The organism is Streptomyces phaeolivaceus (assembly GCF_009184865.1).
Lineage (GTDB): Bacteria > Actinomycetota > Actinomycetes > Streptomycetales > Streptomycetaceae > Streptomyces > Streptomyces phaeolivaceus.
In genome coordinates, this window is sequence record NZ_CP045096.1 from 5,279,055 (window position 1) to 5,302,062 (window position 23,008).

At 70.5% G+C, this 23,008-nt stretch carries 25 protein-coding genes and 1 pseudogene; 13 read left to right on the forward strand and 13 right to left on the reverse strand.

The genetic code is table 11. From position 1 onward, the window contains the following. Nucleotides 1-103 precede the first annotated feature (103 nt). From F9278_RS24865 to F9278_RS24880, 4 genes are all read right to left on the reverse strand, one after another. Nucleotides 104-847, reverse strand: coding sequence for a calcium-binding protein (locus F9278_RS24865; protein WP_226967325.1), 744 nt, complete (start codon nt 845-847; stop codon nt 104-106). 111 nt (nt 848-958) lie between these two features. Next, a complete protein-coding gene (locus tag F9278_RS24870; protein WP_152170299.1) occupies nt 959-1,351 on the reverse strand; it encodes a hypothetical protein in 393 nt (130 codons plus the stop codon). A 99-nt stretch (nt 1,352-1,450) separates the two neighbouring features. Beyond that, nucleotides 1,451-1,642, reverse strand: coding sequence for a hypothetical protein (locus tag F9278_RS48775; protein WP_404818939.1), 192 nt, complete (start codon nt 1,640-1,642; stop codon nt 1,451-1,453). 104 nt (nt 1,643-1,746) lie between these two features. Then, complete coding sequence (locus tag F9278_RS24880; protein ID WP_152170301.1) at nt 1,747-2,061, reverse strand: hypothetical protein; 315 nt, start codon at nt 2,059-2,061, stop codon at nt 1,747-1,749. A gap of 167 nt (nt 2,062-2,228) precedes the next feature. Between F9278_RS24880 and F9278_RS24885 the strand changes: the two genes are divergently transcribed. Beyond that, a complete protein-coding gene (locus F9278_RS24885) occupies nt 2,229-2,486 on the forward strand; it encodes a GntR family transcriptional regulator (RefSeq protein WP_152170302.1) in 258 nt (85 codons plus the stop codon). Between the two features lie 4 nt (nt 2,487-2,490). Here the strand turns inward: F9278_RS24885 and F9278_RS24890 are convergent, their stop codons facing one another. The 3 genes from F9278_RS24890 to F9278_RS47325 form a co-directional block, all read right to left on the reverse strand. After that, nucleotides 2,491-3,327, reverse strand: coding sequence for a protein kinase family protein (locus F9278_RS24890; RefSeq protein WP_152170303.1), 837 nt, complete (start codon nt 3,325-3,327; stop codon nt 2,491-2,493). 69 nt (nt 3,328-3,396) lie between these two features. Further along, nucleotides 3,397-3,840 carry a glycine-rich domain-containing protein gene (locus F9278_RS24895; protein WP_152170304.1) on the reverse strand — a complete coding sequence of 148 codons (444 nt, stop codon included), beginning with the start codon at nt 3,838-3,840 and terminating at the stop codon, nt 3,397-3,399. 245 nt (nt 3,841-4,085) lie between these two features. Further along, nucleotides 4,086-4,328: a hypothetical protein gene (locus F9278_RS47325; protein WP_152170305.1), complete on the reverse strand. Its 243-nt coding sequence runs from the start codon at nt 4,326-4,328 to the stop codon at nt 4,086-4,088. 114 nt (nt 4,329-4,442) lie between these two features. Here F9278_RS47325 and F9278_RS24905 point away from each other — a divergent pair, with 114 nt between their 5' ends. Further along, nucleotides 4,443-5,783, forward strand: a complete 1,341-nt coding sequence (locus tag F9278_RS24905; protein ID WP_152170306.1) for a hypothetical protein — start codon at nt 4,443-4,445, stop codon at nt 5,781-5,783. Here F9278_RS24905 and F9278_RS24910 read toward each other — a convergent pair. Then, entirely contained in the window at nt 5,761-6,294 is a 534-nt protein-coding gene (locus F9278_RS24910; RefSeq protein WP_152170307.1) for an NUDIX hydrolase, read from the reverse strand. The two genes, F9278_RS24905 and F9278_RS24910, sit on opposite strands and share 23 nt — an antisense overlap. Nucleotides 6,295-6,432: 138 nt before the next feature. Here F9278_RS24910 and F9278_RS24915 point away from each other — a divergent pair, with 138 nt between their 5' ends. Then, the gene (locus F9278_RS24915; protein WP_152170308.1) at nt 6,433-6,870 is read left to right on the forward strand and encodes a hypothetical protein; all 438 of its coding nucleotides are present in this window, start codon (nt 6,433-6,435) and stop codon (nt 6,868-6,870) included. On the opposite strand, the gene F9278_RS24920 is transcribed toward F9278_RS24915, so the two are convergent. Beyond that, on the reverse strand, nt 6,852-7,358 hold the full coding sequence (locus tag F9278_RS24920) for a DUF6174 domain-containing protein (protein ID WP_152170309.1): 507 nt from the start codon (nt 7,356-7,358) through the stop codon (nt 6,852-6,854). The genes F9278_RS24915 and F9278_RS24920 overlap by 19 nt on opposite strands. Before the next feature lie 127 nt (nt 7,359-7,485). On the opposite strand from F9278_RS24920, the gene F9278_RS24925 reads away from it, so the two are divergent. Further along, nucleotides 7,486-7,854, forward strand: a complete 369-nt coding sequence (locus F9278_RS24925; protein WP_152174103.1) for a hypothetical protein — start codon at nt 7,486-7,488, stop codon at nt 7,852-7,854. 264 nt (nt 7,855-8,118) lie between these two features. Here the strand turns inward: F9278_RS24925 and F9278_RS24930 are convergent, their stop codons facing one another. After that, the gene (locus F9278_RS24930; RefSeq protein ID WP_226966918.1) at nt 8,119-8,757 is read right to left on the reverse strand and encodes a hypothetical protein; all 639 of its coding nucleotides are present in this window, start codon (nt 8,755-8,757) and stop codon (nt 8,119-8,121) included. A gap of 180 nt (nt 8,758-8,937) precedes the next feature. Here F9278_RS24930 and F9278_RS24935 point away from each other — a divergent pair, with 180 nt between their 5' ends. The 3 genes and pseudogenes from F9278_RS24935 to F9278_RS48780 form a co-directional block, all read left to right on the forward strand. Beyond that, the gene (locus F9278_RS24935; protein WP_152170310.1) at nt 8,938-9,354 is read left to right on the forward strand and encodes a cupin domain-containing protein; all 417 of its coding nucleotides are present in this window, start codon (nt 8,938-8,940) and stop codon (nt 9,352-9,354) included. A gap of 153 nt (nt 9,355-9,507) precedes the next feature. Beyond that, on the forward strand, nt 9,508-9,789 hold the full coding sequence (locus F9278_RS24940) for a hypothetical protein (RefSeq protein WP_404818940.1): 282 nt from the start codon (nt 9,508-9,510) through the stop codon (nt 9,787-9,789). Between the two features lie 13 nt (nt 9,790-9,802). Then, a pseudogene (locus F9278_RS48780) lies at nt 9,803-9,880 on the forward strand (HD domain-containing protein); the annotation flags it as partial. A 194-nt stretch (nt 9,881-10,074) separates the two neighbouring features. Here F9278_RS48780 and F9278_RS24950 read toward each other — a convergent pair. Further along, on the reverse strand, nt 10,075-14,019 hold the full coding sequence (locus F9278_RS24950) for a glycoside hydrolase family 2 TIM barrel-domain containing protein (protein ID WP_152170312.1): 3,945 nt from the start codon (nt 14,017-14,019) through the stop codon (nt 10,075-10,077). Nucleotides 14,020-14,220: 201 nt separating this feature from the next. Between F9278_RS24950 and F9278_RS24955 the strand changes: the two genes are divergently transcribed. From F9278_RS24955 to F9278_RS24970, 4 genes are all read left to right on the forward strand, one after another. Further along, nucleotides 14,221-15,096, forward strand: coding sequence for a DMT family protein (locus F9278_RS24955; RefSeq protein WP_152170313.1), 876 nt, complete (start codon nt 14,221-14,223; stop codon nt 15,094-15,096). Between the two features lie 89 nt (nt 15,097-15,185). Beyond that, complete coding sequence (locus tag F9278_RS24960; RefSeq protein WP_152170314.1) at nt 15,186-16,109, forward strand: hypothetical protein; 924 nt, start codon at nt 15,186-15,188, stop codon at nt 16,107-16,109. 172 nt (nt 16,110-16,281) lie between these two features. Next, on the forward strand, nt 16,282-17,616 hold the full coding sequence (locus tag F9278_RS24965) for a serine hydrolase domain-containing protein (protein WP_152170315.1): 1,335 nt from the start codon (nt 16,282-16,284) through the stop codon (nt 17,614-17,616). Between the two features lie 105 nt (nt 17,617-17,721). Continuing rightward, complete coding sequence (locus F9278_RS24970) at nt 17,722-18,351, forward strand: 3'-5' exonuclease (protein WP_152170316.1); 630 nt, start codon at nt 17,722-17,724, stop codon at nt 18,349-18,351. A 28-nt stretch (nt 18,352-18,379) separates the two neighbouring features. Here the strand turns inward: F9278_RS24970 and F9278_RS24975 are convergent, their stop codons facing one another. Further along, complete coding sequence (locus F9278_RS24975; protein WP_152170317.1) at nt 18,380-18,853, reverse strand: HIT family protein; 474 nt, start codon at nt 18,851-18,853, stop codon at nt 18,380-18,382. Between the two features lie 82 nt (nt 18,854-18,935). Here F9278_RS24975 and F9278_RS24980 point away from each other — a divergent pair, with 82 nt between their 5' ends. Together F9278_RS24980 and argG are read left to right on the forward strand one after the other, a co-directional pair. Continuing rightward, complete coding sequence (locus tag F9278_RS24980) at nt 18,936-19,409, forward strand: VOC family protein (RefSeq protein WP_152174105.1); 474 nt, start codon at nt 18,936-18,938, stop codon at nt 19,407-19,409. 62 nt (nt 19,410-19,471) lie between these two features. Next, the gene (gene argG / locus F9278_RS24985) at nt 19,472-20,923 is read left to right on the forward strand and encodes an argininosuccinate synthase (RefSeq protein WP_152170318.1); all 1,452 of its coding nucleotides are present in this window, start codon (nt 19,472-19,474) and stop codon (nt 20,921-20,923) included. Between the two features lie 24 nt (nt 20,924-20,947). Here the strand turns inward: argG and F9278_RS24990 are convergent, their stop codons facing one another. Further along, nucleotides 20,948-22,966 carry a HEAT repeat domain-containing protein gene (locus tag F9278_RS24990; RefSeq protein ID WP_152170319.1) on the reverse strand — a complete coding sequence of 673 codons (2,019 nt, stop codon included), beginning with the start codon at nt 22,964-22,966 and terminating at the stop codon, nt 20,948-20,950. Nucleotides 22,967-23,008 lie beyond the last annotated feature (42 nt).

The following is a 23,008-nucleotide window of genomic DNA, read 5'->3' on the forward strand; positions in this document are numbered from 1 at the left end:
ACGCGGCGCCCGACCTCTGTTTCCGAGGTCGGGCGCCGCGTCGGCATGCCCTGCTCGTGCCTCGGCTCTCGTGCCTCGGCTCTCGTGCCTCGGCTCCCGTGTCTCAGCGCACGTCGACGTAGTCCCCGGTGGCCTTGGCGGCCGAGGTGGTGCCGTTGCCGCCGAAGGTCCAGCGCCAGTACCCGTCGGTGGTGGCCTTGACGGTGGTCTTGAGCGCGCCACCGCTCCCGCTGCTGACGGTCTTCACCGTGCTGTAGGTGTCCGTCCCCTTCTTACGGAACTGCAGCTTCACCGACCGCCCCGAGTACCCCGCGTTCTTGCGGGTCTTCCAGTCGGCGCGGGCCAGCTTGCCGGTCACCGTGAGCTTGGCGTTCTTCCTCACGGGCTCCGGGGCCGCGTTGACGCTCAGCGTGGCGAGCCGCCGTACGGTGAAGGTGGCGGCCGTGTTCGTGTTCATGAAGCTCGCGTCGTCGGCCCACACCGAGGTCCGGACGTACCAGGGGTCGTCGGCCGCGCCATTGTCGTAGACGCCGCCCGTGTCGACGGTCCAGGAACCGGTGCAGGTCGAGGTCGTGGCGCTGACGGCCGCACAGGTGAGACCGCGGTCGGACTGCCGGTCGAAGAAGGACGCCAGCGACACGTGAATGGTCATCTTGTCGATCCCGGAGCTGTGCCGGGCCGTGACGCTCACCTTGAAGGTCTTGGCGGCGGTGGGCCCCAGCGCGAGCGCGGCCCCACCGTTCACGACGACATCGGTGATGACCGGGCCGTCGTCCGCGTGAACGGCCGGAACGGCGAACACCGAGAGAGCGAGGGCACCGCTCGACACGGCGGCCAGGGAACGCATACGCACGCGACTACCTCCACATGGATCGTCGGTCACACGAACCCGCCCCACCTTTCCAGCCCCCGCCCCCGAAAGAGATCGGTGAGACTACGGAATCGCTTACGTACTCCGTTACGTCCTCCCGCCCGCCGCCCCCCGAAAACGCTCCAGCAGCGCCCGCGCCTCCTCGGCACCGGCGTTGAAGAACTGCGTGGACAGCGCGGCCGGCACGGCATCCCCCTGCATCCGCACCTCGTCGCACGAGAAGCAGAACGCCACCTCGAACAACACCAGGTCGAGATCATCGCCGTACGCCCTGATCCCCCACCCGGGCGAGAACCCACAACGATGCCGCACGCTCCCGGGCAGCGCCCCGACCAGAGCGAGTACGCCGCCGACCTCGTCCCCCGCCCAGTGGGCGACCACCTCCCCGGGATACGGGCCACCCCTCCTGCCCGGCAGCCCGGAGATCCTCACGACCTCGATCAACGCGGTGCCGGCGACGGCCGGTACGGGGAGCTGCATGCGAGCAGTCTGCCCGCGGCCACCGTCGGCCGTGGTCAAGGGGGTGGGCCCCCGCTTGGATTGGATTGGGGGGCGTGCGTACTGATCCGGGGGCGCCGCTCAGTCCACCTGCCGCCGCAGCCTCCGCCCCCGACTCTCGGCAACGCGCAGCGCGTCCGCGAGGGCTTCACTCAACCGCGAGGCGAGGAAGTGAAGTTCACGGCCCGAAGCGTCCGGCAACAGCATCGCGCGGGCATGGGAGAGCAACTCGTTCCCCATCTCCAACTGGATGGCCTCCGTGTCATCGGCCATCCGCGAAACGGGCCCACCCGCACTGTCGGAGACCAGATAACAGGGCTTCCCCCCATCTCCGACCCACGGCAACAACCGCACCTCACCAGCCCCCTCCGCCCCCATCACGCGACCTCGACCCCATGAATCCAGTACGGCCCCGGCATGTCCAACCCCATCCCCGCCATCGCCAACTCCCGCCGCCGCAGCCGTTGTTCGTGGGCGGCGAGGTAGGGGCGTACGGCGACGGTCTGGGCGCCGTCGAATACTTCGTCGAGGCCGTAGGGGGATCGGTGGGTGGGGAGAGGGGTCGGGGGCGCCTCCGTCCAGCTGTGGGGCGTCGGCACGAGGTCGGGGCGGACTCCGGCCCGCCGCCTACCCGTACCGGGAGTGAACAGAAGCCGCAGCCGCAGGGTGATGCGGCGGATAGGGTCGAGCACTGTCGGCGCTCCTAGAGTCAGCGTTGGCCACGCCCCGGGAGGTCTAGTCCACCTCGCCGGGGTTCTCCATCGCTCCTGAACATAGCGGCGCTCGGTGCACCTGTCTACACCTAGGTGCACCGGCAGTCGTCTATGTTCGAATCTCGGTCGCTGTGTACGGTCCTGCTGTGATGGAGTTTGACCCCACGAGGCCCAAGTGGATCCAGATCGCTGACGTGCTCCGAGCGAGGATCGCGAGCGGTGAGTATCCGCCCCGAAGGATGATCTCCGAGGTGCGCCTGGAGCAGGAGTTCGGCGTGGCGCGAACAACTGTGCGCAAGGTGACGGCGGCCCTTCGAGCAGACGGCCTCATCACCACGACCCCGGGCATGGGCTCCTTCGTCGCCGAAAGGCCTTCCGCCGGGAGCGACGCCCCCACAGGCTGACCTGTCAGCCGAGTGCCTTGCCCACCTCATCGATCGTCGGTCGGTCCTCGGGAGCGTGGCTGAGCATCGCGTCGATCAGCCGTCCCAACTCACCGCGAGCCCTCACCGGCCGCCGCCTGCCTTCCGCCACAGCCTGCCTCTGCACGGGGCGAGGCGCGTCGTCCGGGTACTCGACCGCCCGCCAGCCGGTGGCGGAGATGAGCAGGGACGCGCCGAGGGCGTAGACGTCGGCTTCGGGTGTCGGCTCGGCTTCGCCGGTGGCGAGTACGCTGCGGGCGATCTCCGGTGCCTCGTAGTGGACGAGGCAGCCGCGGAACGGGAAGTCGTACCCCTCGGGCACGCTTCCGCCGCGGGCGAGGGCGAGGTCGATCAGGTGCGTCCGCTCGGGCCCGATGATGAAGTGGGCCGGTTGCACGTCTCCGTGCGCCCAGCCCTTCGCGTGCAGCTCGGCCAGTGCTTCGACGCACCCCAGGGCAACATCCGTGTGGGGCGCGATGGACGATCCCGGTCGACGGCAGGGCTCCCACAGCCGGTACAGGTCCGGCCCTTCGCGCCATGGCTGGAAGTTCCAGGTACCGCGTTCCCACTCGCCGTAGGCGATGTCGTCGAGGCCGAGACGATGCAGTACGGCGCCCTCGCGCGCCGGCGCGAGCGCGGTCCAGGGCTGGGCGGCCCAGTCGGCAGTGGCCTCGATCGGGTGGCCGAGCTTCACGGCGTAGCGGCCCCGAGGGCTCTCCACCTCCCAGACCGTGGAGCCCCGGCGGTTGATGACCAGGTGGTGAGCCGTGGGCCTGAGTGCGTCGATCACCACGATCGGCAGTTCAGGGGTTGAGCCGGACAACGTCTCTTCTCCTTCCGGGCGTACGCGACCGACCACGAGTCGTGGCCGGTCGCGTCGCTGTGGGGTGGGTCAGTCCTGACCGTAGGGTCGGCCGCAGTCCGAGTCGCACTGCGCGAGGTTCGTGCCGTCCACGGTCCACAGGTCGTCGAAGACCATGAAACCGGCAGCCTTCATGGCGTGAGCCGAGGCAGCGACCCTCTCAGGGTCGCGTGCTCCTCCGCCCGGCTTCGGGTTGTGGTGGAGGAACCGCCCCGCGTACTGCTCGCACAGCCCGGCGTACTCCTTCGTGTGCAGGATGAGCGCGTGGAGGCCGAGGTCCACGTCATCCGAAGGGACCATAGGGACGGTGGCGGTGGCCGCCGTGACGGCGAACGCGACCGCCTGGTCCGCGATCCGCTCGGCACGCTCGGGCGACTGCCCGTTGTGGGTGATCACGAAGTGGGCGAGGCTCTGGAACAGTTCCTCACCCGCCACCGCGCGACCGGTCTTCTGATCGTTCGCTGTTGCCGTCATGTGCAGTCTCCTGATGTGGGGTGGTGCAGGGCATTTACCTGCCGTCGCGATCACCGAGCGTGGCTCGAACACGATCGCGAGCGGGCTTGGAGGCCGCCCCGAACGGGGACGGGGGAGCCGTAACGGCACCCGTTCGGGGCGGCCGGTCTACTGGCCGGTGCCAAGGGCCACTTCGATCACCAATCCGCACGAACCGCTGATGCGGACGGTGAACAGGACCCTGGCGCACCGGCCGACGGCGCGCATTACAGCCCGACCCGACTGTTGCCGTTTCTCGCGGCCAACCGAACGCTCAGCTCTTCCCGCGCGCTGAGTGACTCCACGTGGTCCCGTATGGCATCCCATCCCCTGCCACCACGGACCGGCCGCATCTGCACACGGTCGCCGACCTCACCCATCACGACGCCGATACGCCCGGTGGCACGGTCCTTCGCCAGCCCGCCGATACCTGGTCTGGTCTGCTGATTGCTCGCCATGGAGAGGAGCATCGCGAGCAGAGGGCATCTGCCAAAAGGCCAGGCTGATTACCCAACTTGGGTAACATCGCAGCCAGTAGAGAGTTCACGACGTTGCGTAGCCCTCGCAGTGGGGGAGCTGGCCCGATGCCCGACGCCGACCGGCCGCAGGAATTACCTGCCCGGCTGCTGACCGACCCCGAGATGATCCATGCGTGCCTGGTGCGGGACTTCGCCAGAGTCTTCCGGCTGGTGCAGGCCCGAGCGGGTGTCTATCCGTCGATGATCGCGAGGCGCTGCGACCTGACCCCGAGCCGGGTCGGCGAAGTGATCGCAGGGCGCCGCCAGTTGCTCCACATGGACGTGATCGAGCGCATCTCGGACGGCTTGCGCATCCCAGGGGGCATGCTCGGGCTTGCCCGCCGTTCCTGGGAGACGCCGCAGGCCCTCACCGTCACCGAGCGCGAGGCGCCTCAAGGGGCAGAGCCCGAGGAGCGTTCACCCGTGTCCCTGCCGGGCCCGGACGTCGACAGCATCTTGGCTTTGGCCACGCGGACCAATCTCAGCGCGGCCACCCTCGAAGCGTTCCGCTCCTCCATCGAGGACTACTGGCGACGGGACGACCAGCACGGCGGCGAGGCACTGCGGCCGGCCGTCGTCGGCCAGCTCCGCTACGTGGTCGGACTGCTGAAGGAGAGCCGCCCACCATCCATCCAGCACGGCCTGTACGGGATCGCAGCCGAACTGGCCCGCCTCACCGGCTGGACCTACTTCGACGCCCGCCAGTACAACCAGGCCCGCGCGTACTTCACCGAAGCCCTGCAACTGGCCAAGGAGATCGACGACCGCCAGTTCATGGCCAACGTGCTGGCCTGCATGAGCTTGCAGGCGACCTACCAGGACAAGCCCGCGGACTCTCTGGCACTGGTGACCGCCGCCCAGGACCAGGCGCGCTCAGCTTTCAGCACGACACCGCGAGTCCTGTCGATGCTCTCCATGCGGGAGGCATTCGCCCATGCCACGCTCGGCAGCCATACGGCGACTCACCGGGCCCTTGGGGAAGCCCACCGCCAGTTCGAGCAGATCCAGGCGAGCGACCCGGACCCCTCGTGGGTGACCTACTTCGACGAACTGAAGCTCATAGTGGACACGGGCATTGCCCACGGCCGACTGGGCGAGGCGGCGACGGCTGAGCCACTGATCGCGGACGCGTTGCGCCGGGAGGCCCGCACCAATCAGCGCGGCCGGGCGTTCCACGCCTTCTGGCTGGCCCGTACGCAACTGGACCAAGGGAAGGTCGACCAGGCGTGCAGCACTGCCACGCAGGCTCTGGAGTCCGCGTCAGCGGTAGCGTCCGAGCGGGTGTCGGGCCATCTCAGGGAGTTCTACGACCAGTTGGCCCCCCACAGGCAGGAGCCCGTAGCCCTGGCCTTCGAGGCACGGCTACGGGCAGTCCTCCCGCCGGTCAGCGGATCGCTTCGTCCATGAGCAGGTAGAGCAGACCAACAAGGGTCCCACTGCTCACGATCTCGCGACGGTCGATCATCCCGCGCACCTCGCTGAGCGGGATCCACTCGATGCGGTCCGACTCGTTCTTCTCGGTGGGCGGTCCCACGTGGGTTGCGCCGTCCGCGCGGAATACGTGGTGCTGAGAGTCGGTGATGCCGTTGGCCGGCTCGGCGTAGATCAAGGGCTTGATGGGGCCGGGCCGCCAACCGGTCTCTTCCAACACTTCGCGAGCCGCCGCCTCTTCGGGCGACTCGCCCTCTTCGACCAGGCCCATGGGGAGCTCCCAGGCCCACGAGTCCGTGATGAAGCGATGCCGCCACATCATCAGCACCTCGTGCCGATCGTTGACCACTGCGGCCACGGCCAGGTGCCGCAGACGAACAACGTGGTACTCCCACCTGCGCCCATCAGGCTGTTGGACGTCGACCAGACACAGGTTCACCCACTTGTTCGTGTAGACCTGCCGCTCACCATGGGTCTTCCACTCCATGCCTTCGGCCCCTCTCGATCGGACTCCAGGATCTCAGACCGCCCTGGAAGAGGGCGCCAGGATTGAGTGTTCCGTCGTCGTTGTGCGTATCTCTCGGTGAGTGCACTCGGTACGGAGAACGTGGACGGAGATCAGGGCATGGTGAGGAAGCTGTCGCGTGGGGTTGCGCTGGCTGTGGCTCTGGCTGTCCTGCCCCTGGTGGCGGCGTGCAGCGGTGGTGAGGGTGACGGCGAGGGCTCGGGGAAGGCTAGCGGCGAGTCCAGTCCCGTCGCCGCGGTCGTCGCGCCGGCCAAGGTCGAGGTGATCGCCGAGCTGACGGGGTGCGAGGTGAAGATCCGGACCGAGGCGGAGGAACTGCGCGAGGGCGTGTGTCAGACCGGGGACGGGGACTACCTCATCACCACCTTCCCCAAGGACGAGTTGAAGGAAGTCTGGCTGGAGTCCGCCTCCATGTACGGCGGCAAGTACCTGGTCGGGCCGCGCTGGGCCGTCTCCGCCAAGCCGGACGTGCTGAAGAAGCTGAAGGCCAAGGTGGGCGGGACGATCCGCGATCTGAGTCAGCCGAGTGCCTCGTAGTCGCTGAGGGCGTACGCCTCCTCGTCGTCGATCGCGTTCTTCTCCCAGTCGATGGAGATGTGGGTCGGGCGGCCGTCGTCCGCGTACTCGGCATCCACCACGTCCGCGCCCTCCTCCCGGGCCGTGCTCATCTTCTCCAACAGCTGCGCGATCGTGGGGACTTCGGTCGAGCCCCGCTCCACCACCAGGCGTGCGCTCTCGTCGAGCCCGGTGGTCTTCACGACCTTTCCGCCCCGCACCGTCACCTCGAAGGTGCCGATCAGGGAGCGCTCGCCCTCGCTGGAGGTGAGGGTGTAGGTGTAGGCGGAGGGCTCCTGCCAGGAGGGGGCCGGCTTCGTGGCCGTCGCCGCCGGCTCCTCCCCGCATCCGGAGAGCGCCCCCGTCAGCATGAACGTCCCGGCGATCGCGGCGGCGTACAGGGCGCGATGACGGGGACGGGGGCGGGGACGGGGACGGAGTCGTACGGTCGTGGTCGCGGTTTTCGGCATGGTGGTGGCCCCCTTCCAGGACGGTCACACCTGAGACGCCGGGCGGGCCGGGAACGTTCGGGGGGCACGGCAGGGTGCGTGCGGGCAGGATGGCCTCATGACGAAGGCGAATGCGAAGACGAAGGCGATGGCGAAGGCGAAGGCGAACGCGAACGCGAGTTCCTCCGGTTCGGTGCTGTCGTTGTGGTCGCAGGACTCCGTGCTGTCGATCGGGTCCGTCGGGTCGGTGTTGTCCGTGGGGTCCGTCGGGTCGGCCCTGTCGATCGGGTCGATCGGGAGTGCCCTGTCCGTCGGCTCGATCGGGTCGTCCCTGTCCCTGATCTCGACCGGGTCCTGGCTGAGTACGGGCTCCCTGTTCTCCGCACAGTCCCGCTGGTCGGTGCTGTCATGGCGCTCCAACGGCGGCTTCCTGGCCGCGGGAGCGGTGGGAGTGGGAGTGGTGGGGGTGGTGGCCGGAGGAGCCCTGCTGCTGTCCCGGCAGCGGCACACGGCCTAGGGTCAGACAGGTCCTGGCTCCGGCACAGGGCGTCAGCCTCTGCAACGCGTGCAAGGCATGCAACGCACAAGCCCCGCTTCGGATCGAGCGAAGCGGGGCTTGTGTTGCTGGAGCGCCGGGCAGGCCTTGCACCTGCATTTCCCCGCAGGAAGCGGGGCGTCTTTCCTTGGACCACCAACGCATTGAGGGCTTCCGGGGGTTTGAATCTCCGGTGAGCGGCTCGTGATCAACTATAGCTGGTCTTCGGGGGTGTTGCATCCCGGCTCAGAGCAAGTGGGCCTGGGGGGCGTACTGGACGCGGAGGTACTTGGCGTTTCGGGGGCCCAGGGCCTCGCGGAGGACGGGTTCGGCCTTGTCGGGGTCGTCGACGCCGATCTCGATGAAGCCGGTGCCGTCGAGGCCGGCCTCGCGCAGGGTGAAGGTGCCGTCCCAGCGGTTCATGTCCTCGCTGATGAGGTCGAGGAGGGCGTTGAGGCCCCGCTCGTTGATGTCGGGGTCGTGGAGGCGTACGGTCACGCCCTTCTCGGCGGCCTCGCAGACTGCCTTGTCGAACGGGGCGGAGGGGATGCGGTAGATGTCGACGGAGACCGCGTCCTCGTCCAGGACCAGGCCCGTGTAGATGGCGGCGTGACGGCCGGTCGCCAGCTTGTCCACGTACAGGACCGTGCGCTCCAACGGAGTCTCCGCGGGGCTGTCGTGCCCGGCGGGGCCGCCCTTCGGCCGGGTGCCGTGGCAGGTCTCGGACGGGGCCGAGACCTCCCCGACCGCCTGCGCGTCGGCCGTCGAGCCCTGGAGGCAGCCGAGTGCCAGGACCGCAGCCGTAGCCGCAGCCACCATGGCCGGGGCCGGGGCCGGGGCCGGGGCCGGGGCCCTGCGGGGCCTTCCCCACGTACGCGTGCTCATGTGTTCCTCCGGTAGTCGTCGGCGTCGGCGTCGGCGGACCGCGATCGGTACTGGGACGTGGGAGGGCGCCAAAGGGTTCGGGTGTCGCAGAGAGCGTTCGGCTGTCACAGAAGCGGACGCGGTCCTGTCTTCCCTGCGGATGGACCTCGTTCGGGGAAGTCGGAGAAGTGGGAGAAACGCATGAGCGCTCAGCACGCACACCTGCCGCCGGGCATCGAAGTGATCACGACCCTGCCGGAGGCGGCGGGGCTGATACCGGACGGCTCCGAGGCCAGGAGCGTGCGGGTCACGCTGCCGCCCGGTGACCCCGGAGCGCCGCCGCACCGGCACCCCGGGCCGCTCTTCGGGTACGTCACCGAGGGCGAGATCCTGTTCGAGCTGGAGGGGCAGTTGCCGAGGGTGCTCAAGGCCGGTGACGCCGTGTTCGAGCCCGGGGGTGATGTCGTCCACTACCAGGGCGCCAACAACCTCGCGGACGCCCAGTCCCAGCTGGTGGTGACCATGTTCGCGCCGCCCGGCACCCCGCTGCTCACCGTCCTCAGCGCGGAGGAGATCGCCGAGCGGCGCCACCTGCGGGCCGGGGCCGTACGGCCCTGACGCGGGCGTCGGCCGGGACCCCGGAGGAACGGGGTCCCGGCCGACGACGGCCACCCGACTCAGCGGCGAGCCCTCAGCAACCCACCCGGACGCGGGTGAGGCGGCCAACCTGAACTACTGGGCGTACTGGATCGGCGAGACCCCCATGTCGAGTTGACCGACGACTTCATCGCCACTCTCACCCCAGGGCCATGGCCGGGCGACAAGCTGCTCACGCACCTTGCTCAGGGCTTCGCCCCGCAGCACGGCTACGTCGACCTCAACATCCACTCCGTGTGGTCCCTGCTCCAGGTCCGCCCCCACCTCCTGCGATCCGGTGCGGCCGGGCGGGTGCCGCGCGACCGGCTGCCCGTGATGTGGGATAGCAGGGAGCTGTCGGTGCGAGGTCGCCGGGAGTTGGAGGGCATCCGATACGCGATCCGCCTCGCCGCGTGAGAGGAGCCGGGCGGTGGCTGAAGACCTGTCGGCGGTGGCGCGCTTTCTGTACGAGGCGGGGACGCTGAAGCAGACCAGGCGCACCGGCTGGAGCGGCGGAGTTGACGTCCGGCCCGGTGACAGGAGCCGAGCCGACAAGACGCTCCGCATGGCAACAAATCGGGCATCACGCGGCTGCGTCGGGCCCCTGGGCCGGAAGCGCGCGGCCACGACGGGAGTGGGCAGTGTGTCGAGATCGACGGCCCCGCCAGGAGCTGAGGCGGGGCCGTCGTCTTGGGGCGGTCGTTACTCCGTCGCCGTCGGACGCCGTGAGGCGCTCGTCGCGTCGTTCACGTCCGTCAGGGGGCGCAGCCGGTACGTGTACGAGTAGTCGCGGTCCGCGAAGAGTTTGTACTCGTCGTGGGTGTGGGCGCCCCAGCTGTTGTCGCCGCCGACGCCCATCTGGCGGTGGTTGACGCGGAGGACGACCGTGTCGCGGGGGGTGAGGTGGTAGTCGTGGCGGAGGCCCGTCGACAGGTCCTCCGGGGTGAGGTACGAGGCGTTGACCTCGATCAGGGAGTCGCCCGAGACCAGCAGGCCGACCCCGTCGCGGTCGGTGACGGCGGCCCAGCGGACGTCGGTCTTGTTGCCGTTCTCCTGGGGGCGGATGTAGCCGGACCACTGCTCGGCGACCGTGCCGGAGTAGAGGCCGACGTCGGTGCCGTTGTTGCGGTCCCAGTGGTTCTCCTCGGGGCCGCGGCCGTAGTAGTGCAGGCGGTCGAGGCGGCGGTTGAGGAGGAGCAGATTGCCGACCTCGGGGAGGTAGGGGAGGGAGGCCGCGCCCGGGTGCAGGGTGTTGTCGACCTTGATCTCGCCGTTGCCGAACACCGTGTAGGTGGTGGAGTAGGTGGACTCCGTGGTGGTGGGGAGCGTGCCGGTGACCTTGATCTCCACGGCCCTGCCGTCGCCCAGGGGGCGGACCGTCACGGCAGTCACCCTGCGGTTCGTGCCCGCGTCCCGCCAGGTCTGGTTGCGGGTGTGCTGGCCGTTGCCGTGGTCGTTGTCGGTGGGGGCCCGCCAGAAGTTGGGCACGGGACCGGAGGCGATCAGCCGGGTGCCGCCCGCCTTGTACGCCGTGATCGTGCCGCTCGCCTTGTCGACGGTGACGGAGAAGCGGCCCGGGTAGCCCTTGCCGGTGACCGTGACGGCCTCGTCGCTCTCCTCGTACTTGAGGACCGGGACGTCGGCCAGCGGTACGGGTTTCACCGCCGGGCTGCCCGCGTCCACGGACAGCTGCTGCCGGGCCACCTCGAAGCCGGACTTCGCCCAGGGGGTGGAGTCCTTGGTGGTGAAGGAGAGTTCGAGGAAGTACTCGGTGCCGGGGGCGGGGGAGGAGGGGAGGACGAAGGGGACGGTGACGTCCTTGGTGGAGAGGGGTTCGACGTCCAGCTGGTCGCGGGTGAGGCGGCCGTCCTGGATCTTCTTGCCGTCGGCCACCAGGGTCCAACTGCCGTCGAGTTCGCGGAGGTTGGTGAAGAGGTACTCGTTGGTGAGGGTGACCGTCCCGGAGGTCAGGGTGTTCCCGGTGGCCGGTTTCGCGTGGATCGCCTGGTAGACGCGCTTGACCTCGGCCGCCTTGCCGGTGTGGCCCCGGTCGGCCTTGACGATGCCGTCCGCGACGAAGGCCCCGTCGTTCGGGTTGTCGCCCCAGTCACCGCCGTACGCGAAAAACGAACGTTCCTTCCCGAAGGTCCCGAAGTCATCCGCCTTCTTCTTCCGCTCCGCCACCTCCACCGTCGCCGCGTCGAACCAGAACCGCACCCCGTCGTCCCCGGGCCCACGCCCCCCGGAGGCCAGCTCGGTGCCGCTCAGGGCGCGCGCGTACACCCCGGCCCGCCGGATGGTGCCGCTGAACTCCCGGGTCGGGTTGTCCGTGTCGGTGCCGAGGGAGAGGGGCGCGGTGTTGACGGAGGGGCGCCGGGTCGTGGTGCGGGTCGCCTTCGCCTCGCCGTCGACATAGAGGGTGAGCGAGCCGGCCGTCGCGTCGAAGACACCGGCGACATGGTGTTCACGGCCGGTCCAGCCGTCGGCCGGGACGCCCCAGCTGACGCTGACCCACTGGCCGCCGCCGTAGATGAAGAACTCGACGCTCCGGTTGGTCTGCTTCAGCGCGTACTGGGTGTCGCCCTTGGCGACGAGCGGCTGGTGGCCGCCGGTGACGTGCGGAGTGACCCAGGCCTCCAGCGTCAGGGAGCCGGTGAGGTCGAGGGCCGGGTCGCGGGTGAAGCCGGTGGCGCCGGAGAGGCCCTTGTCGCGGCTGAACGTCCCCGCCGCGGTGAGGAGTTGGCCCTGCAGGCCGCTCGGCCCGGAGTCGGTGAACACCTTCAGGTCCGGCACCGGCCAGGTCAGCGACTGGTCGACGAAGTCCCAGATCCAGCCGCCCTGGAGGACGGGATGGCGCCGGATGAGATCCCAGTACTTCTTGAGGTTGCCCGTCGAGTTCCCCATCGAGTGCGAGTACTCGATCATCACGTACGGCCGGGTGTCCGAGGTGTCCTTCGCCCGCTGCTCGACCCGCTGCGGGCTGTCGTACATCTCCGAGCGGATCTGGCTGATCGTGGGCCGGTCGTCGCCCTCGTACTGGATGACGCGGGTCTTGTCGTACGACTCGATCCAGTCGCGCATGGCGACGAAGGTGGAGCCGCCGCCCGCCTCGTTGCCGAGGGACCACAGGACGACCGAGGCGTGGTTCTTGTCGCGGTGGACCATGGCCTGGGCGCGGGCCACGCAGGCGGTCGTCCAGTCGGCGTCGTTTCCGGGGTAGCGGTCGCGGATGCCGTGCGTTTCGAGGTTCGTCTCGTCGACGAGGTAGAGGCCGTACTCGTCCGCCAGCTCGTACCAGAGCGGGTTGTTCGGGTAGTGCGAGGTGCGGACGGAGTTGATGTTGAGGCGCTTGATGATCCGCAGGTCCTCGACCAGGTCGGCGCGGGTGAGCGCCATGCCCCGGTCGGGGTGCATCTCGTGCCGGTTGGTGCCCCGGAAGGAGACCGGCTGCCCGTTGATCCGCATCAGCCCGTCCCTGAGCGCGAACTCGCGCAGGCCGACGCGGTGGGAGAGCGTCTCGACGATCTTGCCGCGCGGGTCGCGCAGCAGGAGCACGGCCGTGTAGAGGGTGGGGTGTTCGGCCGACCACAGCTCGGGCGAGGGGACGGACCTGGCGGCCTGCACGGTCACGTCCTCGCCGACGGAGGAGGCGGCGACGGCGACCGACTGGACCAAGGGGCGCGACCAGACGGCGTGGCCCTTGGCGTCGTAGAGCTGCGTCTCGACGGAGTACGACCCCTCGTGCCCGGCGGCGTACGCCCGCACGCTCGCGGTGACCGACAGCTCGGCGGTGGTGTAGCCGTCGCCGAGCGGGGTGTCCAGCTTGAAGTCGCGCAGGTGCACGGCGGGGGTGGAGTAGAGGTAGACCGAGCGGAAGATGCCGCTCAGCCGGATCATGTCCTGGTCCTCCAGCCAGTCGCCGTCCGAGTAGCGGTAGACCTCGACGGCGATCTGGTTGGTGCCCGGCCCGAGGTGCTCGGTGATGTCGTACTCGGCCGGGTCGTACGAGTCCTCGTGGTAGCCGACGAGCGTGCCGTTGATCCACACGTAGTGGGCCGACTTGACGCCCTCGAAGTGCAGGAAGGTACGGCGGTCGCCGGCCGTCCAGTCCTTCGGGAGGTGGAAGCTGCGCCGGTACTGGCCGACGGGGTTGTAGCGGGTCGGCGCGGTCGGCGGCTGGGCCTCCTCGCCGAGACCGTTGGGGCCCCACCACGGGTAGGTGATGTTGATGTAGATGGGGAAGTCGTAGCCGTGCAGCTGCCAGTTGGACGGCACCGGGACGGTGTCCCAGTCCCTGTCGTCGACGTCCGTCCGGTAGAAGTCCTCGTCCCGGTCGCCCGGCCGGTCCACGTACGCGAACTTCCATCGGCCGTCGAGGCTCAGCCGGTACGGGGAGCGGGTGCGGTCGGCGGCGAGCGCCTGTCTGACGTCCGCGTACGGCATGAGGGTGGTGTGCGGCGGTTCCGCGCCGACCTGGAAGAGCGCCATGTTGCCGGACCACTCGGGGTCGGCGGCGGCCCGCGTCGCGCTTCGGGGGGCCGCGTAGGCGTCGCCGCCGGTGAGGGCCAGGGTGCCGAGGAGGGCGGCGCCGCCCTCCAGCAGACGGCGGCGGCTTACGGGGTGGGCGTGCGGGTGCGGGTGGTGCATTGCCGGGGCCTTCCTCGTGACGACATGGGGGTTCATGCACTGAGGAGCGTCGGATGCTGTCCGATTTTTTTGTCCGATGTTGTTGAAAACCGGGCCCACCCTAGGACTTCGAACAGAAGCGGATCAATAACTCTGTCGGACTTTGTGCGGTCGTGAGGGTGGGAGCGTGACCTCACCCGCCGGGCACCCTACGGTGCCCCCATGGTGGCGGGTGTGGCGTGGGCGTTGTGCGCGGCGGTGTGCATGGGGACGGCGACCGTGCTCCAGGCGCTGGGCGCGCGGCGGACGGCTGCCGCCGAGGGAGTCGGGGGAGCCGCAGGCGCTACGGGCGCCGAGGGTGCCGGGGCCGCGCGCGGCCGGGGGCGGACAGTGGTGGAGGTGCTGCGGGGCTGGCCCTTCCTCGCCGGGGCGGGGCTGGACACGCTCGGGTTCGGCGCCCAGGTGGTGGCGCTGCGGCTGGTGCCGCTGTTCCTGGTGGAGGCGGCGGTGGCCTCGTCCCTGGCGGTCACGGCGGTGGTCGGCACGGCCGTGCTGGGGCTGCGGCTGCGGTGGGCCGAGTGGGGTGCGGTGGCCGTCGTCTGTCTGGGGCTGGCGACGCTCGCGGTGGCCGCCGGGCGCGAGGGCGACGGGCACGGCGGCACCGGGCTGCGGGTGGCGGTGCTGGTCGCGTCCGTGCTGGTGGTGGCGGGCGGGTGGGCCGTGGGCGGGCGGCTGCGGCGGGGCCGGGCCGTGGTGCTGGGCGCGGCGGCGGGCCTGAGCTTCGGTCTCACCGCGATCGCCGTACGGCTGCTGCCCGAGGACGTGACCGTGCTCGGCGTGCCGGCCCAGCCGGCCGCGTACGCCGTCGTCGTCTCCGGCCTCGGCGGCTATCTCCTGCTCGTCCAGGCCCTCCAGTCCGGCTCGGTGACGGCGGCCACGGCGGCGATGGTGATCTGCGAGACCGTCTGGCCGGGCGTCTTCGGCGTGGCCTGGCTCGGCGACTCGACCCGCGACGGCTACGCGTGGCTGGCGGTGCTCGGGTTCGCGGGCTGTGTGGGGGGCGGGGTGGCGCTGGCGCGGTTCGGGGAAGCCGAATAGTCCGTCAAGGCAACCTTCCGGGGGGTCGGCGGCGACGGAGAGGTGAAGTGAAGGCACGTGAAATCCCGCATCCACAAAGGGAGTTCACCATGCACACCAAGCGCACTCGCCGCACCCGCCGCACTCGTATCGCGAGACTGCTCACCGTCCTCGCCGCCGTCCTGGCCGTCCTGCTCGCCCCCGGTCTGAGCACCCCGTCCGTCGCGCAGGCGGCGAACGACCGGGCGGCCGAGGCCGATCGGGCGGTGGCCGCGGCGGCGGCCTGGAACCCGCCCGCCAACCTGGTCCAGCCCCTCAACGAGGTCTGGAACCACGTCGAATCCACCTACGGCAACCTCTACGGCTTCCGCAACTACGGCTGGGACCAGATCATGGCCAACCGCGGAAGCGTCAACTACTGCGTCCGCTGGGAGTCCGACCAGCCCGTCAGCGCCGCCCTGCGCGACCAGATCCACGCCGCGCTGAAGAAGCAGTTCGGCAAGTGGATGGCCGCCATGCTCGACAACGGCGCCGGTCACAACGCCTGGCCGTACACCAACGTCCCCGTCAACATCGTCGGCTGGGCGGTCAAGAACCGCTCCACCCTCCAGTGGAGCGACAACTCCGTCGACATCTACACCAACATGCTCGACGGCGCCGGAGCCCCGCAGTGCAACCCCGACTGCGGACGCTTCTTCCACCAGGACGGCAACTACTCCCGCTGTCCCGGCGGCGCCGCCCGCCACTACGACCAGTCCCTCTGGCTCACCGAGGGCTTCGGCGGCGGCGCCGGCGGTGACTGGGGGCAGCGCATGGGCCGCTCCTACTTCACCGGCGCCCTGGGGCAGGAGAACATCCACATCTATCTGCACGAGGTCGGCCACACCTTCGGCCTCGACGACTTCTACGACTGGTCCCCGACCGGCCAGTGCTGCTTCCTGATGAAGGCGGGCAGCGCGGCGCAGATCACCGAGTTCGACAAGTGGATGTTCCGGGACTTCTGGCGCCACATGAAGTCCCGCTACGGTCTCTGACGCGTTCGCGGGGGGCCATGACGGATGTCATGGCCCCCCTGTGAAGGCGGTCGTCCGCGGGAAGGATGTGGAGCACACCGGTAGTTCATGACAATCGCCTTACAGGGCACGGGAGTTGACCGTCCCGGGCCCATTGGGATCGTCGGCGACGCCGGAAACGAGGGAACCAACCGTGCGCATCAAACATCTCGTCGGAACCGCTCTGGGTACGACACTTCTGCTCGTCGCGGCGGCACCCGGGGCCACGGGCGCCGCCCCGGCGTCCACCGGACTGGACCGTGCCGGACTGCGCGACACGCTCGACGCGCTCCACGAGGCCGGGATGTACGGCGCGTACTCGTCGGTGCGCGACGGCCGGCAGCGCTGGACCGGCGCGTCCGGACTGGCCGACGTGGACACGGGGCGGAAGGTCACCCCGAACATGCGGCACCGCGTCGGCAGTATCAGCAAGACGTTCACCTCGGTGGCGATCATGCAGCAGGTGGAGCGGGGCCGGATCAGCCTCGACGCCCCGGTCACCGACTACGTCCCCGAACTGTTCGACGGGAGCGACGCCGACCGGGAACGCGGCGACGCCATCACCGTCCGTATGCTCCTCAACCACACCAGCCACCTCGGCGACTACGTCGTCGGCGCCTTCCCCTCCCTGCTGCGGAACTCCACCAGCAGCCTCGACGAGCACCGCTTCCGCTCGATCGCCCCCGGGGAACTGGTCCGGCTGGGCCTCGCCGCCGACGCCACCGGCAGCCCCGGCGTACTGCCCGGCTCGTACTCCAACACCAACTACGTCGTCGCGGGCCTGATCCTGGAGCGGGTCACCGGCCAGAAGGCGTCGACGTATCTCACCCGCCATGTCATCGACCGCGCCGGGCTGGACGACACCTCGTTCCCGCGCACCCCGTACATCAAGGGCCCGCACCCCAAGATGTACGAGTCGTTCTACGGGCTGATCGACCCGCCCCGCGACTACAGCGTCTACGACATGTCCTGGGCCTCCACCGCGGGCGCGATCGTCTCCACGACCGACGACCTCAACCGCTTCTACCGCAAGCTCCTCACCGGCGGTCTCGTCAGCCGGGCGTCCCTCGCGGAGATGCGGCGCACGGTCCCGGTGGAGATCGCCCCGGGCGCCGCGATCGACTACGGCCTCGGCATCTACACCCTCGACCTGCCCGGCTGCGGACGCTTCTGGGGCCACGACGGCGGGGTCTTCGGCGCCGGCACGATCAGCCTGACCCGCGAGGACGGCGACCGCCAGTTCTCCATGGGCTGGAACCTGATGAAGTACCAGCGCCTGAACGAGGACGGTACGGCGCTGGAGCCGAGCCCGATCGACGAGGCGCTCGACGTCCACCTCGCCGAGGGCCTGTGCCCGGACGGCGCGGGCGAGGAGCTGAAGTCCGGACTGGCGGCGGGGGACGCGGGGCGGGTCCTTCCGGACGGCTTCGCGGGGGTGGACGTATCCACCGGGGACCGGCCGATGGCCCCGAACGGGCTCGGTGGCTGACACACGTCCCGGGGCCGACGCGGGGTTCGAGGTCGGCGCCGTCGGTGGGTAGAACGTTCCCGTGACCGTCCTCGCGGTCCAGGGAGAGTCAGGGAGCGTAGCGCTTTGCCCACTTTCGTCATCTTCGACCTGGAGTTCACGACCTGGCCGGGGGCCATGGAACAGGACTGGTCGGCCCCCGGCCAGCTGCGGGAGATCGTGCAGATCGGCGCGTTGCGGGTGAGAAGGGAGCGCGGGGGACACGGGGAGCGCGGGGCGTACGGGGCGTACCGCGTCGTGGAGGAGTACGAGGCGCTGGTCCGGCCGGTGGTGAATCCGGTGCTGTCGCCGTTCTTCACCACCCTCACCGGTGTCGAGCAGGGCTCCGTCGACCGGGACGGCCTCGCCCCGGCCCAGGCGCTCGGCGACTTCCTCGCCTTCTGCCAGGGGCAGTCCGTCCTCTCCTACGGCAACGACATGCTCGTCCTCGGCGAGAACATCGGCTGGGCGCGGGCCAGGGGCGAGGAGATCAAGCACCACGCCCTCACCCCCGGCTTCCTCAACATCCGCCCCTGGCTGAACGCGGTCGCCCCGGCCACGGCGACCGTCAACTCGGGCCGCCTCTGGCAGGCCCTGGGCCTGCCCCGGCCCGCCCCGGGCGACGAACACTCCGCCCTCTTCGACTGCCACTCCATCGCGGCGGCCCTGCGGCACCTGTCGGGAGAGGGGGTCTCCCTCCCGGAGGCGCTCCTGTAGTCACCTCCGGTCACCTGGTCACCTCCGGTCACCTCGCGAGGCGGTCCAGCTCCTCGCCGATCGCCTCGCGCAGCCCGTCGTGGCGGGGCCCGAGCGCGTACCGCTCGTCGCCCCACCGCTCCCGGGGGTACAACCACACCGGCCCGCCGACCCGTTCCGCCGGCTCCCACGCGTATCTCGGCCACACATGCGCGTGCAGAAACGGGTCCGTGTTCCCGAGGATCTCCAGATTGACCCGCCGGAACGCCGGGTCCAGGCGCCCGCAGGCCCGCTCGACGGCCTCGCCCAGCCGGTCCATGTCCGAGAGGAACGCCGTCCGCCGCGCTGCCGGCAGCTCCGACAGCCGTCCCACCGTCGGGTCGTCGACGAGGAGCACGCAGTACCCCGGCAGGAACTGGGTGTCCCCGATCACCGCGAACCCGGCCGCCAGTCCGCGCAGCACGGTCGGGTTCGTGCCCCGCAGCGCGTTGCCGATCCGGTCGTTTCGCCACTCCTCGGCCATGTGCGCGACTTTACAATCACCATTCGACCGTCCAACGCCCAGTAATCCAGGAGCTGTTGTGTCCGAAGCACCCGTGCCCGCCGTGTCTGCCGTTCCCGCCGTCCGTGAACTCCGGCTGGTCGTCACCGCCGCCGACTACGACGCCGCGTTGCACTTCTACCGGGATGTGCTGGGGCTGCCCGAGCGGGCGGCGTTCTCGTCGGACGGGGGGCGGGTGTCGATCCTGGAGGCGGGGCGGGCGACGCTGGAGATCACCGACCCGAACCACGCGGCGTTCATCGACGAGGTGGAGGTCGGCCGCCGCGTGGCCGGTCACATCCGGGTCGCCTTCGAGGTGGACGACTCGACCGCGACCACGGCGAAGCTGGCCGCGGCCGGTGCCGAGGTGATCGCCGAGCCGACCCGCACCCCCTGGAACTCCCTCAACGCCCGCCTCGAAGGCCCCGGCGACCTCCAGCTGACCCTGTTCACCGAACTCGGCGACGGGGGCGACGGGACCGACGGGGGCGACGGGACCGACGGGACCGACGGGGGTGATGGGGGCGATGGGAGCTGAATCACCTCCGGATCTCCGGATCCAGCTTTGCATGATCATGCATTGGCATGCATAATATTTCCATGTCCAAGGTCCTCACCTCTCTTCCGGCCGGCGAGCGCGTCGGCATCGCCTTCTCGGGCGGGCTCGACACCTCGGTCGCCGTCGCGTGGATGCGCGACAAGGGTGCTGTCCCGTGCACCTACACGGCTGACATCGGCCAGTACGACGAGCCCGACATCGCCTCGGTGCCCGGCCGCGCGAAGACCTACGGTGCCGAGATCGCGCGCCTGGTCGACTGCCGGGCCGCGCTGGTCGAGGAGGGCCTCGCCGCGCTGACCTGCGGCGCGTTCCACATCCGCTCGGGCGGGCGGGCCTACTTCAACACCACCCCCCTCGGCCGTGCCGTCACCGGCACGCTGCTGGTGCGGGCGATGCTGGAGGACGACGTCCAGATCTGGGGCGACGGTTCGACCTTCAAGGGCAACGACATCGAGCGGTTCTACCGCTACGGCCTGCTCGCCAACCCGCATCTGCGCATCTACAAGCCCTGGCTGGACGCCGACTTCGTCACCGAGCTGGGTGGCCGCAAGGAGATGTCCGAGTGGCTGGTCGCGCACAAGCTGCCGTACCGGGACTCGACGGAGAAGGCGTACTCCACGGACGCCAACATCTGGGGCGCCACGCACGAGGCGAAGACCCTGGAGCACCTGGACACCGGCCTGGAGACCGTCGAGCCGATCATGGGCGTCCGGTTCTGGGACCCCGAGGTCGAGATCGCCACCGAGGACGTGACGATCGGCTTCGACCAGGGCCGCCCGGTGACGATCAACGGCAAGGAGTTCGCCTCCGCCGTCGACCTCGTCATGGAGGCCAACGCCATCGGCGGCCGGCACGGCCTCGGCATGTCCGACCAGATCGAGAACCGCATCATCGAGGCCAAGAGCCGCGGCATCTACGAGGCCCCCGGCATGGCCCTGCTGCACGCCGCGTACGAGCGCCTCGTCAACGCCGTCCACAACGAGGACACCCTCGCGCAGTACCACGCCGAGGGCCGTCGCCTCGGCCGGCTGATGTACGAGGGCCGCTGGCTGGACCCGCAGGCCCTGATGATCCGGGAGTCCCTGCAGCGCTGGGTCGGCTCCGCGGTCACCGGCGAGGTCACCCTGCGGCTGCGGCGCGGCGAGGACTACTCGATCCTCGACACCACCGGCCCGCACTTCAGCTACCACCCGGACAAGCTCTCCATGGAGCGCACCGAGGACGCCGCGTTCGGCCCCGTCGACCGCATCGGCCAGCTGACCATGCGCAACCTCGACATCGCCGACTCCCGCGCCAAGCTGGAGCAGTACTCGGTGCTCGGCCTCCTCGGCACCGGCAGCCCCGCGATCGGCGCGGCCCAGGCCGCCGCGACCGGCCTCATCGGGCAGCTCCCCGAGGGTGGCGCCGAGGCCATCGCCTCCCGCGGCGAGACCACCGGCTCCGACGACGACGAGCTGCTGGACCGCGCGGCGATGGAGTTCGGCACGGACTGATCGCCGCCGCCGCTCGGGCCCGGCCTAGGTCTTCTTCAGCTTGTCGAGGATCAGCCGGGCCGTGTAGCGGATCTGCCGGGACGACGCCGGCTCCGAGAGCGCGGTGATCACACCGAGCAGATCGACACCCGAGGGTCCGGTGGGTGCGGCGGGTGCGGTGTGCGCGGTGTGCGCGGTGTGCGCGGTGTGCGCGGCGGATCTCGTGGGCGTGGTGTGTGTGGCGGGCGTGGCGGGCGGTGCCTCGGGCAGTTCGCCGTGCTCGTCGACGTAGCGGCCGATCCCCCGCAGGGCCTCGTGCCGGACGGGCTCGGAAGGGTCGTCGAGGTGGGCGAGGAGGACGGTGAGATCCCCCTCGTCGTCCTCGTCCAACAGACCGAGCACGGTCGCCCTGACCTCCTCGGACGGGTGGTCGATCAGCCGCCGTACGGCGGGGAGGGTCTCCGGGTACGCGGCGAGCGCCTTGCCGGTGTACCAGAGGTTCGGCTCGTCGGCGGTGAGGTGGGCGAGCAGGGCCTCGGCCACCGTGTGCCGTCGCGGGCGCGGCAGCCCGTGGTGGCCCAGCCGCCCCAGTCCTTTCAGCGCCCCGGCCCGTACCTCCGCGTCCGGGTCGTCCAGGAGCGGCAGCAGCGTCTCCGCGGCCCCGGGCGCCGCGAGTTCGCCGAGGACCGCGGCGGCGGTCGCCCGGGTGTAGGGGTGGCCGAGACCGGGGCCCGGGTCGGGCCCGGGGCCGGCGGCGGCCGTCGAGGCGATCCACCGGACCGCCGTCGGCGTACCGATCCCGGCCAGTGCCCGTACCGCACTGGCGCCCGCGCCCGGACGGTCCAGCCACCGTACGGCGGCGGGCACGGCCCGTACGTCTCCCCGATCACCGAGGGCGTACAGGAGCCGGGCGGCGGTGTCGGCGTCGGTCTCGGCCTCCAGCGCGGCGAGCGGCGCGTCGGCCGTTTCCGAGGGCCGCGGCAGCGGCAGCAGTGACTCGGGTGCTCCCGCCCGGCGCAGCGCGGAGAACAGGCCGTCGACCGCTCCGGACAGCCTCAGCGATGACAGCGGCGCGTCGGCCGTTTCCGAGGGCCGCGGCAGCGGCAGCAGTGACTCGGGTGCTCCCGCCCGGCGCAGCGCGGAGAACAGGCCGTCGACCGCTCCGGACAGCCCCAGCGATGACAGCGGCGCGTCGGCCGTTTCCGAGGGCCGCGGCAGCGGCAGCAGCGACTCGGGTGCTCCCGCCCGGCGCAGCGCGGAGAACAGGCCGTCGACCGCTCCGGACAGCCTCAGCGATGACAGCGGCGCGTCGGCGGGGCCGTGCCGCAGGTCGTCGGCGAGGAGTCCCGCCATCACCCGCCGCACCTCGGGGCACTCGTCGCGCAGACCGTCGAGGAACGTGTCGCGCAGAGCGCGCGGATGCCGCGCGGTCAGCATCTCCAGCGCCCGCGCGCGGGAGCGCCCGTGACCGTGCCGGGCGGTCCGGATCAGCTCGTCCCGTACGAGGTTCTCGTCCCGGGAGGCGCAGGCGTGGAGGGCGATCCGCGCGAGCCCCCACACATACGGCTCGGCGTCGCCCAACAGCCTTACGAGGACGGCCGGTTCGGCCGTCCCACCCCGACTGCCCAGCCCGAGCGGCCCGTTGAGCCGCAGATGCCAGTCGGTGTCCGCCAGCAGCCGCCGGAACGCCTCCGTGACGGCCGGCCCGGTCAGCGCCAGCCGTTCGGCGGCGAGCGAGGCCCGACGCCGTACGCGCGGGTCGGGGTCCCCCATCAGTCCGACGACCACCGGGCCCGCCTCGTCCCCGCCGAGCGGGCCCAGCCGTCCGAGCGCGTCCGCCGCGGCGGCCCGTACCGAGGCATCGGGGTCCCCGGCCGTCCGTACGACGGCCGCGCCCACCCCGGCGACGACCTCACCGTGCTCGGCGGCGGCCCAACATCCCACCCGCCCGAGCCCTTTGACGGCGGCGGCCCGCCGCTCGGCCTCCCCCGCCGACAACTCCCGTGAGAAAAAGGCGACCTGGTGCGCCGCCCCGCCCGCCCCACCACCCCGGACCCCACCCATGCGCTCCCCCCGCAGATCGCGCTCATATCCCGCTCATATCCC